General features: G+C 40.6%; 13 protein-coding genes and 4 pseudogenes. 7 read left to right on the top strand and 10 right to left on the bottom strand.

Annotation, left to right across the window (positions count from 1 at the left end; genetic code table 11):
• Positions 1–8 precede the first annotated feature (8 nt).
• From NYZ99_RS09685 to NYZ99_RS09695, 3 genes and pseudogenes are all read right to left on the bottom strand, one after another.
• Entirely contained in the window at positions 9–716 is a 708-nt protein-coding gene (locus tag NYZ99_RS09685) for a hypothetical protein (protein WP_260575066.1), read from the bottom strand.
• 45 nt (positions 717–761) lie between these two features.
• A pseudogene (gene ggt, locus NYZ99_RS09690) lies at positions 762–2,446 on the bottom strand (gamma-glutamyltransferase).
• A 23-nt stretch (positions 2,447–2,469) separates the two neighbouring features.
• Positions 2,470–3,063 carry an acyl carrier protein phosphodiesterase gene (locus tag NYZ99_RS09695; protein ID WP_260575067.1) on the bottom strand — a complete coding sequence of 198 codons (594 nt, stop codon included), beginning with the start codon at positions 3,061–3,063 and terminating at the stop codon, positions 2,470–2,472.
• Positions 3,064–3,157: 94 nt separating this feature from the next.
• On the opposite strand from NYZ99_RS09695, the pseudogene glmM reads away from it, so the two are divergent.
• Positions 3,158–4,546: pseudogene (gene glmM / locus NYZ99_RS09700) on the top strand (phosphoglucosamine mutase).
• On the opposite strand, the gene NYZ99_RS09705 reads toward glmM, so the two are convergent.
• From NYZ99_RS09705 to NYZ99_RS09715, 3 genes are all read right to left on the bottom strand, one after another.
• Complete coding sequence (locus tag NYZ99_RS09705; RefSeq protein WP_260575068.1) at positions 4,543–5,133, bottom strand: sterol desaturase family protein; 591 nt, start codon at positions 5,131–5,133, stop codon at positions 4,543–4,545. The pseudogene glmM and the gene NYZ99_RS09705 overlap by 4 nt on opposite strands.
• A 44-nt stretch (positions 5,134–5,177) precedes the next feature.
• Positions 5,178–5,528, bottom strand: coding sequence for a hypothetical protein (locus NYZ99_RS09710; RefSeq protein ID WP_260575069.1), 351 nt, complete (start codon positions 5,526–5,528; stop codon positions 5,178–5,180).
• Between the two features lie 149 nt (positions 5,529–5,677).
• Positions 5,678–6,535 carry a lysophospholipid acyltransferase family protein gene (locus tag NYZ99_RS09715; protein ID WP_338039418.1) on the bottom strand — a complete coding sequence of 286 codons (858 nt, stop codon included), beginning with the start codon at positions 6,533–6,535 and terminating at the stop codon, positions 5,678–5,680.
• A gap of 37 nt (positions 6,536–6,572) precedes the next feature.
• On the opposite strand from NYZ99_RS09715, the pseudogene NYZ99_RS09720 reads away from it, so the two are divergent.
• The 3 genes and pseudogenes from NYZ99_RS09720 (at position 6,573) to NYZ99_RS09730 (ending at position 9,012) form a co-directional block, all read left to right on the top strand.
• Positions 6,573–7,227 (top strand): annotated as a pseudogene (locus NYZ99_RS09720) (rhomboid family intramembrane serine protease).
• A 133-nt stretch (positions 7,228–7,360) separates the two neighbouring features.
• Complete coding sequence (locus NYZ99_RS09725) at positions 7,361–8,824, top strand: LVIVD repeat-containing protein (RefSeq protein ID WP_260575070.1); 1,464 nt, start codon at positions 7,361–7,363, stop codon at positions 8,822–8,824.
• 38 nt (positions 8,825–8,862) lie between these two features.
• Positions 8,863–9,012 carry a hypothetical protein gene (locus NYZ99_RS09730; protein ID WP_260575071.1) on the top strand — a complete coding sequence of 50 codons (150 nt, stop codon included), beginning with the start codon at positions 8,863–8,865 and terminating at the stop codon, positions 9,010–9,012.
• 71 nt (positions 9,013–9,083) lie between these two features.
• On the opposite strand, the gene NYZ99_RS09735 is transcribed toward NYZ99_RS09730, so the two are convergent.
• The 3 genes from NYZ99_RS09735 to NYZ99_RS09745 all read right to left on the bottom strand — a co-directional run bounded on the left by NYZ99_RS09735 (position 9,084) and on the right by NYZ99_RS09745 (position 10,817).
• Complete coding sequence (locus tag NYZ99_RS09735; protein WP_260575072.1) at positions 9,084–9,350, bottom strand: peroxiredoxin family protein; 267 nt, start codon at positions 9,348–9,350, stop codon at positions 9,084–9,086.
• A complete protein-coding gene (locus NYZ99_RS09740) occupies positions 9,343–10,218 on the bottom strand; it encodes a DUF4369 domain-containing protein (RefSeq protein ID WP_260575073.1) in 876 nt (291 codons plus the stop codon). Before NYZ99_RS09740 ends, NYZ99_RS09735 begins: the two co-directional genes overlap by 8 nt.
• Positions 10,219–10,322: 104 nt before the next feature.
• Entirely contained in the window at positions 10,323–10,817 is a 495-nt protein-coding gene (locus tag NYZ99_RS09745; protein WP_260575074.1) for a hypothetical protein, read from the bottom strand.
• Positions 10,818–10,911: 94 nt separating this feature from the next.
• Here NYZ99_RS09745 and NYZ99_RS09750 point away from each other — a divergent pair.
• A pseudogene (locus NYZ99_RS09750) lies at positions 10,912–13,818 on the top strand (FAD-binding and (Fe-S)-binding domain-containing protein).
• A gap of 7 nt (positions 13,819–13,825) precedes the next feature.
• Here the strand turns inward: NYZ99_RS09750 and NYZ99_RS09755 are convergent.
• Positions 13,826–14,674, bottom strand: coding sequence for a UDP-2,3-diacylglucosamine diphosphatase (locus tag NYZ99_RS09755; RefSeq protein ID WP_260575075.1), 849 nt, complete (start codon positions 14,672–14,674; stop codon positions 13,826–13,828).
• Positions 14,675–14,867: 193 nt separating this feature from the next.
• Between NYZ99_RS09755 and aroC the strand changes: the two genes are divergently transcribed.
• On the top strand, positions 14,868–15,932 hold the full coding sequence (gene aroC, locus NYZ99_RS09760; protein ID WP_260575076.1) for a chorismate synthase: 1,065 nt from the start codon (positions 14,868–14,870) through the stop codon (positions 15,930–15,932).
• A gap of 59 nt (positions 15,933–15,991) precedes the next feature.
• The gene (locus tag NYZ99_RS09765) at positions 15,992–17,317 is read left to right on the top strand and encodes a dicarboxylate/amino acid:cation symporter (protein WP_260575077.1); all 1,326 of its coding nucleotides are present in this window, start codon (positions 15,992–15,994) and stop codon (positions 17,315–17,317) included.
• Positions 17,318–17,320 lie beyond the last annotated feature (3 nt).

Raw genomic sequence — 17,320 nt, forward strand, 5'->3', positions numbered from 1 at the left:
TACATTCTTTAATAATTATATCCCTTTACATCGCCCATGGAAATTTCCATAGGACCCATGACATGCGATTTAGGAAGAAAGGCTCCACTATCTGTCACTAACCATTCGTCCCAGGTAGCCTCTACCCCGCCAATGGGAATTATCTTTACCCACATCTTAACACTTTTAGGGAAACCACTGGGTTGCAAAAGCCATAAATAAGAGTCGCCAGGAGTAGTACCCCCTCTATTAAAGGTCACCAAGAGACCTTCCGATCCATCCTCCAAAATAACCACCTGTCTTTGGGTGCCAGGGTCAAAAACTTTATATGGTGCCACCAGCCAAAAGGAATCGTTGTTGAACATGGCGATGGCGTCCTCCACAATATCCTCATTTTCATGGGTATTGAGCCGCTCCCCATTTTTATACCCAATACTGGAACCAGTATTAATCAAATCCAATTCGACCCGAAAGTCATCCCATTGCACCTCTACTTTTCTTTTTTCCCTATCCCATTTGTAAAAATGAGAGTCATTTCTAAAAGACCATTCAATGAATCGTGTGTTCCGATATTCCTCATAGTTCAGGGAAGAAAGCATTTTTTCGGCCAAGGCATCCGCTTCCGGACCCGAACGTCCCTCGGGCAACGGTTCGTTATATATTGCATATAGAATTCCAAAGACAATCACAATCACAAGAATGACGGCACCTAGAATTCTCAATATTTTTCTTAGCATAATTTCTTTTTATAGTTCGGTATAGGTCTGACAACTAAATTGAAACTAGTATCCAACGGCAGCATCATCACCACGTTTGTCTGCACCACCTTCCAGTTTACCATCAGGTAATATTTTGATAGCATCCACTTTACCGATGATGGGGGTGCGTTCTTCATTGATAATATAGCCTTTTGATTTCATTTCTTCTTTCAAGGTATCCGAAAAGCCCTCAGGTTCAAAAATGACCATATCTCGCAACCATTGATGATGAAAACGTGGCGCGTTTACCGCTTGCTGCATGCTCATGTCGAATTCATATGCGTTTAGTATCGTTTGGGCCACTGCCGTAATAATGGTAGAGCCCCCAGGGGTACCTACCACCATCCATAATTTCCCGTCTTTTTCTACAATGGTAGGGGTCATACTACTTAGCATGCGCTTTTCTGGAGCAATGCTATTGGCTTCCGCTCCAATAAGACCGAACATATTAGGAACCCCGGGCTTTGAACTAAAGTCATCCATTTCGTTGTTGAGGAAGAAGCCCAATTCGTCCGAATACAATTTCGACCCATAGGCCCCATTTAAGGTAGTGGTCACGGAAACAGCATTTCCTTCCGAATCCACGATGGAGTAGTGGGTAGTTTCCATACTTTCCACAATTTCTACATTACCTCTTTCCACGTCGGAGGATTTGGTCGCCCTCTCAAAGGAAAAATTCCGCATGCGTTCGTCCAAATACCCATCGCTCAACAACACATCCAGCGGAATGTCCACGAAATCCGGATCTCCCAAATAATAATTCCGATCGGCATAGGCCCTTCTCGAAGCTTCGGTGAACAACTGAATGGTCTTGGCCGAATTATGTCCTAAATCCGACACTTCATACGGTTCAATCATTTTAAATATTTGATTGATCGTCACTCCGCCGCTACTAGGCGGACTCATAGAAATGATTCGTAAGTCCTTATATTTAAAAATGATGGGTTGTCGCCATACCGCCTCATATTTTTCCAAGTCTTCCTCTGTTATAAAACCTCCCTTTTCTTGGATGAAGGCCGCAAGCTTTTGGGCCGTTTCCCCTTTATAAAATCCATCTCTTCCATTTTGGGCGATTCTCCTCATAGTATTGGCCAAAGCGGGATAGGTTATGATGTCACCTTCTTTAAATTCTGTAGCAAATTTGGTACTGTCACCATTCACTTCGATAAACTTTTCTCTTTGGCTCGCCAATCGTTTCTCTTGATTCGCAGTAACTGGCACCCCTTTTTCCGCCAAAGCAATCACGGGTTCAAAAATCTCCTCAAGTGGCAATGACCCGAATTTTTTATGCACCTCGATAATTCCCGCCACCGTTCCAGGAACCCCAACGGCCGTAGCGCCCAACGTACTCATATTTGGAATCACATTGCCCAAGGAATCCAAGTACATGTCTTTATGGCGGAAAGTGGCGCCTTTTCCCTGTAATCAAGGGCGCCGACATCACCATCGGCCTTTCGGTATACCATAAATCCCCCACCACCTAAATTACCGGCAAAAGGATAGGCTACAACTAACGCCATTTCTGTTGCTACCATGGCATCGAAGGCATTGCCTCCCTTCTTCATAATCTCTACACCAATTTTGGAGGCCTCCTCACGGGCAGAAACCACCATAGCTTTTTCGGTAACCACCCCGGTAGGTAATACAGGAGCTTTTTTACAATGAATAAAAAGAAGTAGGGAAAGTAGAAGCAAACAAGTATTTCTCATATATATCGCAGTTTAGGTTGGTTTTACAGAGGCTTTAAAGAATTGTATTTCTGTTTGGAAAAGATAACCAATTCCTCAAAAAAGTGGGTAAACTCTTCCTCGAAATCATCATAGTGTTCCTCCAGGTCCAAAATCGCAAAATTCATCTTGGATTTATTACGGATCCTACGGTTCATACCATTTAAAACTTTGGCAATGCCATCCATTTTGGAGTAATTGAGGAGCCAATTGTCGGCAACCATATAGGGCATCATATGCTTAGTGCCGTCCGGTAGAAAATGGTAATAATCTTCCAAATGATCATAAAAGTTTTCCACGAACAATTCCAAGGATACATCGGAATACAAGGCCCAATTTTTAGCTAAAAAATGGTCGTAAAAAATATCCACGATTACTCTACTGTAATGACTATAATTCTTGTGGAGCCTTTTACTACTCACTTTAGGTATTTTATGGGAATCCGTATAGGTATCAATAAAGCGATGCAGTAAAATACCTTGCTGTATCCTATGGGGCAAATGTTGAAACTTATTACCCCGTATGCTATCCGCTATAAAATTACCGATGGTAATTTCGGGATCATTAAATGAAAGATAGATATGGGCTAAGAAGTTCATTGAACCTGATTTTTGCTTTAAAAGTCGAATTTACGAATTGAAGAACTTTCAAGTAACCCTAACCCTTTATATTTGCAAAAACTTACATCAATTTATGACACTGATCAAATCTATTTCAGGAATACGAGGTACCATTGGCGGGAAACCAGGAGACAACCTAACACCTATCGACGCTGTCAAATTTGCCGCTTCATATGGTATATGGTTAAAGGACTATACCAATAAGGAAAAATTGAAGGTTGTGATAGGCCGCGATGCTCGTCTTTCCGGAGAAATGATTCAAAACTTGGTGGTGTCCACCCTTGTTGGACTTGGAATCGATGTCATAGATTTGGACTTGTCAACCACCCCAACCGTAGAGGTCGCAGTACCATTGGAAAATGCCGATGGAGGGATTATCCTGACGGCAAGTCATAACCCAAAACAATGGAATGCCCTGAAATTATTGAACGAAAGAGGAGAGTTTTTGGATGCAGCCCAAGGTGCCAAAATTTTGGAGATAGCCGAACAGGAAGATTTTGATTTCTCGGAAGTGGATAATTTGGGCGAAATCACAAAAAATGACAGCTATATCGATATTCATATTGATGAAGTGCTTAACCTTTCTTTAGTTGATGCCGATGTGATTAGAAAGGCCAAATTCAAAGTAGTGGTAGACGGTGTCAATTCCACTGGTGGTGTAGCCATCCCAAAACTATTAAAGGAACTGGGAGTGGAAGTAATAAAATTGTATTGTGACCCAACAGGTCATTTTCCACATAACCCGGAACCTCTTAAGGAGCATTTAGGAGACATCTGCAAATTAGTGGTTGAGGAAGAAGCCGATTTTGGTATTGTTGTGCACCCTGATGTAGACCGACTGGCGTTTATAAGTAATGATGGCGAAATGTTCGGCGAGGAGTATACTTTGGTGGCCTGTGCGGATTATGTCCTAGGCAAGACCAAAGGGAATACGGTATCCAATTTGTCCTCTTCAAGGGCCTTGAGGGATATTACCGAAAAGCATGGGGGGACTTATGAGGCCGCTGCGGTGGGAGAGGTCAACGTAGTAACGAAAATGAAGGCGAACAACGCCATAATTGGTGGTGAAGGAAACGGAGGAATCATTTACCCGTAAAGTCATTATGGTAGGGATGCCTTGGTAGGTACAGCTCTGTTTTTAATGCTAATGGCCGAAAAAGGAGGTACCGTAGCAGAACTTAGAGCGAGTTACCCCAGTTATTTTATGAGCAAAAAGAAAATTGAGCTCACTCCGGGATTGGATGTAGATGGAATTTTAAGTGCTATGGCCGATAAATACAAAAATGAGGATATTTCCACTATTGATGGGGTGAAAATAGATTTTCCTGAAAATTGGGTACACTTGCGAAAATCAAACACAGAACCCATAATTAGGATTTACACAGAGGCGAAAAGTCAGCAAAAAGCGGATGCATTGGCAGACAGAATCATTGGCGAAATAAAAGAAGTAGCCGGTATTTAAGACTTTCCAGCCAAATAATTCGTGCGTACAATTTTAGATGTTTTATGTTCCCCAGTGTGGCTCCATCCTGGGGGCATAAAAATATACGCCAACTTGTTTTTGATACCTGGGGCACGGATGACATCCTTTGCAAGAGCGATGATTTCACCAAAATAAACGTCAACAAAGTTACCACTGTTTACTTCCCGGGTGATGCCATACTCCGGTTTAGTATCGGGTTGTTCTTCTTGATAGGTACCGAAAACCCTATCCCGGATATTTAAAAGGTTACAGAAATTTGTATCCATGTAAAGTGGATTTCTAGCATGATGCACCCTATGATGCGATGGTGTGAGCATTATTTTGTTCAAAAATCCAAATCTAGCATCCTTGATCATATTTTCACCTACATGGATAAATGCACCGTAGGTACCATCAATAAACATGATTAAAAATAACATGGCAGGTTCCACCCCTAATAAAATACAAACCGTAGTTCTAATGGTATCGGCATAGGGAGCTTCCAAGAAAAAGTGGGCATAGGTAACGGAAAGGTTCATGTTTTCAGGAGCGTGATGGGTGGAATGCAGACACCAAAACAACCGCACCTTATGTCCAAAATAATGATAAATAAAGTGTCCAAATTCCCGGATTATATAAGCATAAATAAACCAATACCACGTGGACCGGTTTTGATTATGGCATATGGCTCAAACCATCCGATACAGAGGGTTACCATGGCTATGGCTATAAAACGACCTACAAACCGATTAAATACATAAATGAGAAAATTTACCTTGTAGACCTTGGTTTGGGGCTTTTTGTACACAAGTCCAAGAATGAATTCCAACAACACCAATAGGGGAATAATCGGAAATATGAGGCTTTGTATACCCTTAAAAGTTCTGAAGGAACTATAGTCCCCAGATTTAATGATTTCCCAAGCCTGGGAAATACCCAAAAACCCTATGATTTCATTGTAAAGCGTATCTAAGATTTCCATGTGATTTTAGTATTCAACTAAAATATCAATAAATATTAGATTTTAAAATATTGAAATGTAGACGGTTATATTATCCAAAGTGAGAATAGTTATGAGACCTTGGCAAATGACGCTGGTGTTTTGTCTCTGTGCTTCCATCTTTTATGGATTCATAAATAATGTTCCGGGCGCTCCTTTATCTGTTGTTCAGTCAACCTTAGGAATGTCTCTGTGATTTCGTTTTCCACCGTATTTTTTCCGTTTTCTGTTATGGGAATAAATTCAGCTTGGTAATGACCACGTTTGACCTTACTAACCTTTAGGAACACCACTGCCAATCCTAATTTTCCGGCCATAGTTTCGGCTCCATTGAAAACAGGAACTTTAACACCCATAAACTCAGACCAATATTGGGCTTTATGTGCCTGTGGCGATTGGTCACTGACCATTCCAATGACACCTGTTACGCCATCCCTTTGATTTCTTATAACCGTTTTAACGGTCTGCTGTTGTGTAATTAGAGTGGTATTCCATTTTTCACGAACACGTTTTATGAATCGATCAAAATACTTGTTGCCAATCTTTTGGTATACAGCATACCCTTTTGCTTCGATATAATTGTTCATACTCACGTCCCATTCCCAATTGGCGTAATGAGAACAAACGACAAGAATACTACGCCTCTTTTCCAGCTCATTTATTACCTCAATATTAAGAACCTTAAATTTTCTTTTTATCTGGTCTTTTGTCAAATTCATGCTTTTGACCATCTCCAAGAACATATCGCACATGTGGCGGTAGAATTTCTTCTCAATGGAATATATCTCTTTCGAGTTTTTTGTAGGGAATACTAGCTTTAGATTTTCTTGAACCACGGTACGTCGGTATCCTATCACCCTGTAAACTAGAAAAAATACAAAGTCCGAAAAGCCATAAAAAAGTCGATGTGGCAAAATGGAAATTATCCATAAAAAAGGATAGGCCAAAATAAAAACCAGTAGTTGCATGCCTTCTTTTATACTGGACAAATATAGCTATATTTGAAAGCATTAATAATGAAATTACATGTACAACTTGGACATTGCCACCATAGCCGTTTTGGCCGCCAACATTATTGTTTCCTTTAAGGGCTTTAATGATACATATTTCTTTGACCGTTATAAATTTAGCATTGGGGCTATTAAAAGTGGTCAAAAGGAAAGAATGGTCACCTCTCGGCTTTCTCCATGTGGACATTGCCCATTTGTTTTTTAACATGTTCACCCTGTATTTCTTTGCCAATGTAGTCATCAACTGGTTTGGCCAAGGTAAATTCATCATTCTATACTTCATCAGTCTGTTGGCGGGAAGTCTTTTGGCCTTGTTCTTCCATAAGGATGAACCCTATTACAGTGCCGTGGGCGCCAGTGGTGCGGTAACAGGAATATTGTATGCAGCCATTTTACTTCAACCAGATATGCAATTGGCTCTTATGTTCATACCTATTCCTCTTCCAGCCTATGTTTTGGGTATAGGGTATCTTCTTTATTCCATTTATGGAATGAAAAGTCGTTTGGGCAATATTGGCCATACAGCGCATTTCGGAGGGGCTATTGGAGGTTATCTAACCACTCTTATTTTTATGCCAAGTCTTTTAAGAACAGACTCGCTAATGGTCATTTTACTGGCGATTCCCATCATTCTACTTTTTATGCTGGCGAAAATGGGAAAATTGAATTAAGTAATATTATTCTTACAATATTGAACTTGGTGTAGATTTTTTCTTGCAGTTCGTCGAAAAAACCTATCTATATATATGTCTTTGGGATTTGGTTCGTTCATGAGTGACCGAATAACAAATCAAATCTTAAAAGATGACAAAAAGATACCCCCTTTTAATTGCTACCATGATTACCTTATTTTTTTCGTGTAGCGATGAAACAACCGTTTATGAGGATCCAAATAACAAGGAGAATTTAAGGTTGGAGTCCAACGGAACTATTCTTGAAAACAGTATTGTATATGACAAAGCCGGTGTTCTCGATATTCCGGATGAGGCAACCATTACTGGTAAATATGCCTCAAGCGGTAAAGCACAACCCGCAGGTGACTATCCATTAACATTAGTGGCTCAAGTAGATGTTCCTTCTTTTCAAGGAGGAGAGAACCTTACCGCATCGCATGTTGTGGTTGCTGGGGATTATGCTTATGTCTCCTACAACACGGTTGATGCAAGTTTTGTGGGTGCTGTGGATATTATAAATGTGAAGAATCCAAGAAACCCAAGGGTTACTTCAAGGTTATATTACACCAATGCAGATATAAACGCTCCGGCCTACGATGGTGGTTACGTTTTTTTGGCGGGTGGTGTAGATTCCGAACTTTCGGTCACTGCAACAGCCAATTCATTTGTGGCCAAAATTTTGGTTTCCGGCGGTAGTTTTGATTTGGATGCAGGTATTACCTATGGTTTCCAGGATGGATACAATGCCACAGATGTAGAAGTAGTATCGGATAAAGTAATCGTAACCAGTGGTCAAGAAGGTTTTGTACGTGTTTATAACAAAACTGATTTAAGTACCGTTGTAGAAGCTCCGTATGCCGACTTAAGGGCGGTTGCCGCAAATGAAACTAATATTGCGGTGTTGGATGCTAGTGCAGGGGTTTCTATTTTAGACCAAAACCTGAATACAGTTAAAGATATCGCTATAGACTCAGATTTTGGCGTGAATACCAAAAGGATCCTAGACTTTTATGGTCAAAATATCATTGTATCAGAAGGTTCAAAGGGGGCTGGGGTATATAATGGAAGTACGGGTGACTTTGTGGAATATGTTCCCATATTGTTAGACCCAGCCACAGTGGACGATGCTGACGTAGTAACCAACGCCGTGGCCACCAATGAGAATGTACTGTTAATGGCGAATGGAGGTGCGGGTTTATGCCTATCTGAAGATCAAGAAAACGCCGATACCAGTTTGGTGGGTATCATTCAATTGGAAGGTTCCATAAATTTTGTGGCATCTAAGGATGATTATATTTTTGCGGCTTCAGGTTTGGAGGGTCTACAGATCATAAAATTGAATAGGCCCAATGAAAGCCTAATAGCCCGTTGTTCGGATTTATTAAGATACTCCGGAAGCGCAAACTTAAATATTACATCCGGTTCCAATGAAAGCTATACTGGTTCTAAGCGTTTCTATGACTTTGATGTATATGGTTCCTTACTGCTATGTGGTTCTTGGACCGTTAGGAACGAGGTTATCGTACATGAAAATGCATTGTTCGAAATGAACGGTAACTTTGCCGTCGCCGAAACTCCGGAAGGGGTGATGTAACTGTAAAAGCTGGGGCTACTCTAAGAATAGAAGGAAATTTGACAATCTATGGAGATTTAAATATAGAGGATGGAGCAACTGTAGAATTTTTAGGTAACAATTCTATGGCGAATATTTTTGGATCCGTAAATAAAAGTGGAAATGCAACTGTTACGGGAACCTTCTTGGATGTAAAGGATAAATTCTAAAGAGAAAGAATAAATAAAAAAGGCCAAACTTAATTTGTTTGGTCTTTTTTGTTTTATCAAACCTTACAATATTAGTTCAATAGTTCAGCAACTTTTTGTTCCAAAGCAGGGCCTCTTAGGTTTTTTGCTACGATGATTCCGTTTTCATCCAATAAAAATGCCGCTGGTATAGCATCTACATTATATAATTTGGCAATTGCATCATCAAAATAGGCAATATTGGAGATGTGGTTCCATTCCAATCCATCGTCTTCGATGGCTTTCTTCCAAGCATCCTCCGTTCTATCCAAGGAAACACCAACAATGTTCAACCCTTTGTCATGATATTTTTCATACACTGAAACGATATTTGGGTTTTCTGCCCTGCAAGGTCTGCACCAAGCAGCCCGTGAAATCCACAAGTGTAGCTTTGCCCAACAAATTTTTTAGTTCCAAGGTTTCTCCATTTGGGTTTGGACCTGAAAAGTTGGGAGCAGTAGCGCCAATAGAAGTGTTTTTCTCCGATTCCTCGGCCTTTTTAAGCCTTTCAATCAAGTCCATTATTCTTTGGCCAGGTTTTGACTGCTTAATTTCGGGAGAAAATGCATCATATAGTTTTTGTGCTTCGGAAGTCCCCAACGTTTTGGTACTAATCGCTCTTTCCAATAATAAGGCGGAAATCAAAGCATTTGGATTTTCCTCGACAAATTTAGTCTCGAACCCTTGATATTCTTCGGTCAACTCCTGCATCTCGTCCCGCAAAGCGGCAATATTCTCCGGAGATCCACCGGAAGTTGTGGCTCGCTGTAAATCCTCTTGGATGGATTTCGCCTGAAGCGATATTTTTCGGGACTCCTCCATATAATTGGAGAAATAATCGTTTTGAGGTGTTCCACCAATTTCGGCAAAACCAAGACTATCTATGGAAGCCTCAAAATCAATATCCCCATTTTCTAGAATAACGGCCGTATAACCCTTTGCCTTGTCCACAAATATGTAATACAATTCAGGTGTTTCAGATACGCCGGTAAATTCAAATTTACCCTCTTTTATAGTGGTTGTATCTACTTCGACAGGTTGGTTTCCTTCACCAATGGTTTTTAGGAATACCTGTGTTCCGTCTTCTAAATCACCTCTTAAGGAACCATTGATAGTGTAACCATCTTTTGATTGGTTACAGCTGAACAGTGTCAGGGCGCCCACCATAATCAATAATGAATATCTCATATCTTCTTTTTAATAAGAAGCAAAGGTACTATTATCCCATAGTATAAAAAAAGGCCCCTCAACATTTTGTTGAAGGGCCAAAGTATATGATTTACAGTTCTGATTTAAAAGGTGTACCTAACACCCAAACCTATATCAAAGTCAAAATTATCGGAGAAACCATCATATCCAGCTACTCCAAGCTCTGGTCTAAAATCCAAGGAAAGTAATAAAGGTATATCGAACTTGTATTCAACCCCTATATCTCCTGCGGCAAAAACAAAAACACCACCGTCATCATCGAAACCCGGAGCATTGTTGAAGTCGACACTACCAACTCCGCCACCGACACCGAAATACCAATTAAATCCTCCTTCAATAGGTCTTACCCATTGATAAAGTCCGGCCAACTTAAAAGCATCAAAGTTTCTACTGTCTCTCCAACCAAGGTCAAACTCGGCCCTGTTGCTTCTGCCAATAGATTTTTGATAGGATATTTCCGCTCCGAAACCGTCACTATCCCCTAAACGGAGGCCTATTGCATGATCAGAAATTTCTTGGGCACTCATGGTGATGGTTCCCAAAAACAGAAAAAAGGATAAAAGTTTTAAAATTCTCATGTATTCTAGTTTTTAAATTAATAACAAAAAGCAACATCCTTGTTTATGTTGCTCACACAATAAAACTTAATTTAGCGGTCAAAATTGTGCTAACTTGAATTTATTATTATCTCATTTAAAAGAAGAATTACAGGGCGAATTAAAAATAGATGGCCTTTATAAATCCTTATATGCAACGGACGCCTCTGTTTACCGAAAGTTACCTTTGGCGGTAGCTTTTCCTGAAACCAAGGATGATATAAAAAAATTGATCGCCTTTGCAAGGGAGCATAAAATAGGACTTATTCCAAGGACAGCCGGTACATCTCTTGCCGGACAATGTGTGGGCGACGGGATAGTCGTGGATGTTTCTAGACATTTCACACAAATTTTAGATTTGGACCAAGAAAGGAAACAAGTAACGGTGCAACCAGGAGTAATTAGGGACGAGCTAAATCTTTATTTAAAACCATTAGGTCTTTTTTTTGATCCGAATACTTCGACTTCCAATAGATGTATGATAGGAGGTATGGTCGGTAACAATTCCTCGGGCACTACTTCTATTCAATATGGAGTTACACGGGACAAAGTGGTTTCCTTAAAAACGATTCTTTCAGATGGTAGTGAAGCCGAGTTTAAGGCACGAACGGAATCAGAAATAACTGAAATACGAAAATCCGACTCCCTTGAAGCTTTTATTTACAAAAACTTATCTAAAGAACTGATTCAAGAGGAAATAATAAACGAGATAGTTGAAGAATTTCCAAAACCCTCCATACATCGGAGGAATACGGGTTATGCGGTAGATGAACTTTTGAAGTCCGAATTATTTGGCGGCAAGGAACCAACCCTAAACCTTGGGGAACTACTATGTGGAAGCGAAGGAACACTGGCATTTACCACAGAAATTACCCTGCAATTGGATGATTTACCACCTAAGCTTTCTGCAATGGTGGTGACACATTATCACACCCTGGAAGATTGTCTTTTAGATGTAGTTCCCGTAATGCAGCATTCACTGTATCTCTGTGAGATGATGGATAAGGTAATTTTGGACTGTACCAAGAACAATAGATCACAATTAGCCAATAGGTTTTTTGTAGAGGGAGACCCGGCCGCATTATTGATGCTGCAAGTAAGTGCCGATGACGAACAGGCGCTGGACACAGAGGTCAAAAAACTGATGTCCACAATTGAAAAATCGGGTTTAAGCTACGCCAATCCCGTTTTAATAGGGGAAAACATCAACAAGGCCATAGAATTAAGAAAGGCAGGGCTTGGGCTTTTAGGCAACATCGTAGGTGATATGAAGGCGGTAGCCTGTATCGAGGATACAGCGGTGGCGGTTGAAGACTTAAAGGATTTTATTGGGGAATTTACGCAAATTATGAAAGGCTATGGGCAAAGTGCGGTATACTATGCACACGCTGGTGCGGGAGAACTTCATTTAAGGCCCATACTCAACCTGAAAAAATCCACCGATGTAAAGTTGTTTAGAGAGATTACCACGGATGTTGCAAAACTGACCAAAAAATACAAAGGTTCTTTTAGCGGTGAGCACGGTGACGGAATCGTAAGGGCAGAGTTTTTGCCCCTAATGATTGGTCAAAAAAACTACGATCTGTTAAAACGGGTAAAATCCTATTTTGACCCTCTTAATATTTTTAATCCGGGCAAGATCGTAGATGCCTACCCAATGGATGAATCCTTTCGATATGAAATTGATAGAAAGGAACCACAAATTGAAACTTTAATGGATTTTTCGGATAGCGAGGGGATTCTCAAGGCTGCCGAAAAATGCAATGGAAGCGGAGATTGCAGAAAAACGCATCTCATGAACGGGGCAATGTGCCCCAGTTACCACGTTACCAAGAACGAAAAGGATACGACCAGGGGCAGGGCTAATGCCCTTAGGGAGTTTCTAACGAACCCGGATAAACCCAATGCTTTTGACCGCAAAGAGTTAAAGGAAGTCTTTGATTTATGCTTGAGTTGCAAAGCATGCGCAAGCGAATGTCCAAGCAATGTGGATGTAGCCACACTAAAGGCCGAATTTTTGTACCAATACCAGGAATCCAACGGATACCCATTGCGTGGAAAACTGTTTGCCTACAATACAGCTTTGAACAAATTGGGCAGTAAGGTTTACGGGCTCACCAATGCAGTGTACGACTCAAAAATGTTAAGCGGGTTATTGAAAAAAGCTTCGGGTGTCGCCCAAGAAAGAAACTTGCCTAAGGTTTACAGTTTTAATTTCGATAAATACCTTCAAGAATCTAGAAAAGAAGAACATAAACCAAGAACAAAAGTAGTTCTGTATATTGACGAGTTTACGAAGTATTTGGATATTGAGGTTGGGAAGGACGCTATTGATTTATTACTTGGTTTGGGCTATGAGGTGGATTTGTTTTATGCAGAAAGTGGACGCACATTTCTTTCCAAGGGATTTTTAAAACAGGCAAAGCGATTGGTAGAGAGTAATTCTGAGAAGCTGTATGACTTTGCATCAAAAGGATGGCCCGTTCTAGGTCCGGAACCTTCAGCCATATTATCCTTTTAGGGATGAGTATAAACGTTTGAACAAGAATCATGAAGTTGCAACAGCCATTGCAAACAACAGTTTTTTAATCGAAGAGTTTTTAGCAAAGGAAATCCAAGAAGGAAAGTTGGAGCCTTCTTTGTTTACGGAGGATTCTTCGGAAATTAAAATCCATAATCATTGTCATCAAAAGGCCTTGAGCAATCAGAAAATCACTTTTGACATCCTAAACTTGCCAAAAAACTACAAGGTCACGATCATCCCTTCGGATGTTGTGGTATGGCGGGCTCGTTTGGTTACGAAAAGGAACATTATGAAACAAGTATGAAGGTCGGAGGGCTAAAATTGTTTCCGGCCATCAACAATACCGGTCCGGAAACCATAATAGCAGCCAATGGTACTAGTTGTAGGCACCAGATATTTGATGGCACCAAGAGGGTTGCCCAGCACCCAGTAAGTATACTAGCAAAGGCATTAAAATAATAGAGAATTAAAAGGAGGTATCTTTCTTATCTTTCTCTTTGAGTTCAATGGAAGCGATAAGTTGGTCAAGGTTCATTTCCTTTAAGGCTTCATCTATAAAAAAGGGTGAAAGCTTATCGTTTTTATAATAATACATCTTCCATCGTTTTAGGGAGTATTCCAGTGCCGTGAGGTTTTCTACCCAATCACCGGAATTCAAATACGTTACCTTGCCGCTTCGTTTTTCTATATATTCTTTCTTGGGTTTGTGTATATGCCCACAGATAACAAAATCAAATCGATTTTGTATGGCCACATCTATCACGGTTTCCTCAAAAGTTGAAATATACCTATCAGACTTTTTTTCGTTTTGTTTGATTTTTTTTGCCAGCGAATATTTTTCTTTCTTAAGCCTTTTTAAAAACCAATTGTTCAATTTGTTGAGATGTACCAAAATACCGAAACCAAGACTACCCAGTTGGGCCAACCATCTACCATTAATCCAAGGAATATCAAAAACATCCCCATGAAAGAACCACATTTTTTTTCCATTAAGGTTCAATACCAACTTGCGTGAAAATTTAATATTTCCCAAGGAAATATTAGCCAAGGTCTTGGGGGTCTCATCATGGTTTCCCATGATGTAGTGGACTTCCGTACCCTTGGAGGCCATGGAGACGATTTTTTTGACCACGTTTAAATGGGAAGTTGGAAAGTAACTTTTCTTGAATTGCCATATATCGATTATATCCCCATTTAAAATGAGGATTTTAGGCTGTATACTGCACAAGTAGGCCAAAAGTTCGTCGGCATAGGTATCATAAGTGCCTAAATGAATATCGGAAATGACCGCTATTTCCAGTTTCCTCTTTTTCATACCTAAAATTTCAACAAAATTAAACCTAATGGTATCTAAGAAGTGTAACAGCCATATCATCAATTGATAAGGATATGGTTAAATTATTATTATCAGATAAAAAGCAAGGTTAATTTAAGTTTAAGAAGGTTGTATATTTTTCCATAAGGCTTTTAAAAATTACCTTTGCAGGTATCAATTTTCAAAAACGATTATGGCTGGCAATTCCTTTGGAAACATATTTAGGGTAACAACTTTTGGTGAATCACATGGTAGGGCCATTGGGGGTGTGTTGGATGGCTGTCCGGCAGGTATCCCTTTAAATCTAGAATTGATTCAGAAAGACCTGGACAGGAGAAAACCTGGTCAGTCCGCTATAGTGACCCAAAGAAAGGAACAGGATGAAGTTGAAATCTACTCCGGGGTGTTCGAAGGTAAGACCACAGGCACACCAATTGGTTTCGCCATTCATAACACCAACCGGAAATCCCAAGACTATGGTCACATCAAAGATTCGTATAGACCTTCCCATGCGGATTATGTCTACGACCAAAAATATGGGTTTAGGGATTACCGGGGCGGAGGTAGAAGTTCAGCAAGGGAAACGGCCAGTAGAGTAGTGGCAGGGGCCATAGCCAAGCAGTTTTTAAAGGGTATACAAATCAATGCCTTCGTTTCTCAAGTTGGTGAAATGAAATTGGATAAAAGCTATTTGGAATTGGACCTCAATACTGCGGAAGAGAACATCGTTCGTTGTCCCGATCCACAAATGGCCAAAAAAATGGAGGAATATATCAAGGCAATCAAAAAAGATGGGGATACCATTGGAGGCGTTATTACTTGCGTGGCCAAAAATGTTCCCGTGGGTCTTGGAGAGCCCGTTTTCGATAAACTTCATGCAGAATTAGGGAAGGCTATGCTGTCCATCAATGCAGTAAAGGGTTTTGAATATGGTAGTGGCTTCGAAGGAGTGGCCATGAAAGGCAGTGCGCATAACGATCCATTCAACACGGATGGTTCTACAAAAACTAACCATAGTGGAGGTGTGCAGGGTGGTATCAGCAATGGAATGGATATCTACTTTAATGTCGCTTTTAAACCCGTAGCAACGGTTATCCAGGGATATGAGACCATTGATAAATGCGGAAATAAGGTAACGACCCAAGGAAAGGGAAGGCACGATCCCTGTGTGGTGCCAAGGGCCGTTCCCATTGTTGAGGCTATGACCGCCCTTGTACTAGCGGATTTTATGTTGTTGTCCGGAACAAATAAAATTTAACCTATAGGGGTGTAGCGCATATGCATTCTATTTGGTATCTTGAGCCAAAACATTAGTATATGCGTAAACTGGAGTTGCACTGGCAAATTTTAATTGGAATGCTTTTGGGCATTCTTTTTGGTTTTTTGATGACCCAAGTGGATTGGGGTAAAGATTTCGTCGGTGATTGGATACAGCCCTTTGGAACCATTTTCGTAAAACTTTTAAAGTTAATAGCCATACCCCTCATTTTGGCCTCCTTGATTAAGGGTATTTCCGATTTAAAGGATATTTCTAAGTTTAGAAATATTGGATTACGGACCATCATAATTTACATTGCCACTACTATAGTTGCCATTACCATAGGGTTGGTGTTGGTCAATATAATTCAACCTGGGGAAGGTATCTCCCAGGAAACCATTACCAAATTAACGGATACCTATGCTGGTGATAGCGGTGTGACCTCTAAAATGGAGGAAGCTTCTCGGCAAAAAGGTGCTGGATCCCTCCAGTTTTTAGAAGATATGGTTCCCGATAATGCCCTGTCGGCCATGACCAATAATAGTTTAATGCTTCAGGTGATATTTTTTGCCATATTCTTGGGGATTTCTATGCTTTTGATAGGTGAAAAGGACGCAAAACCATTAAAAAAGTTTTTTGATTCCCTCAATGAAGTTGTTTTAAAAATGGTAGATCTGATCATGTTGACAGCTCCTTACGCCGTTTTTGCTTTATTGGCGGGAGTAGTAGTTTCTTCTAGTGACCCGGAACTTTTACTGGCACTATTGAAATACAGTGGAGTAGTAGTTTTAGGATTGGCACTAATGATTGTTTTTTATTCCTTGATCGTATCCTCCTTCACTCGATACAATCCATTAACTTTCCTAAGTAAAATGAGTCCGGCTCAATTGTTGGCCTTTTCCACGAGCTCAAGTGCCGCCACGTTGCCTGTAACTATGGAAAGGGTAGAGGAGCACATTGGCGTTGACAAGGAGGTGTCCAGTTTTGTCTTGCCAGTAGGTGCTACTATAAATATGGACGGCACCAGTTTATATCAGGGCGTTGCGGCCGTATTCATTGCGCAGGCCTTGGCTTTTGACCTAACCTTGGCGAACCAATTGACCATTGTGTTGACCGCATTATTGGCTTCTATCGGATCCGCAGCAGTTCCTGGAGCGGGAATGGTCATGCTTGTAATAGTATTGGAATCCATTGGTTTCCCACAGGACAAGCTAGCCATTGGTTTAGCGCTGATTTTTGCTGTAGACAGACCATTGGACATGTGCCGCACGGTAGTGAACGTTACCGGTGATGCCACTGTTGCCATGATGGTAGCAAAATCGGTTGGTAAGTTAGGCAAGCCTAAGGTCAAGAATTGGGATGATCATTATGAAGAGGTTAAATAAGAA

This window comes from Maribacter litopenaei, assembly GCF_025244665.1.
GTDB lineage: Bacteria > Bacteroidota > Bacteroidia > Flavobacteriales > Flavobacteriaceae > Maribacter > Maribacter litopenaei.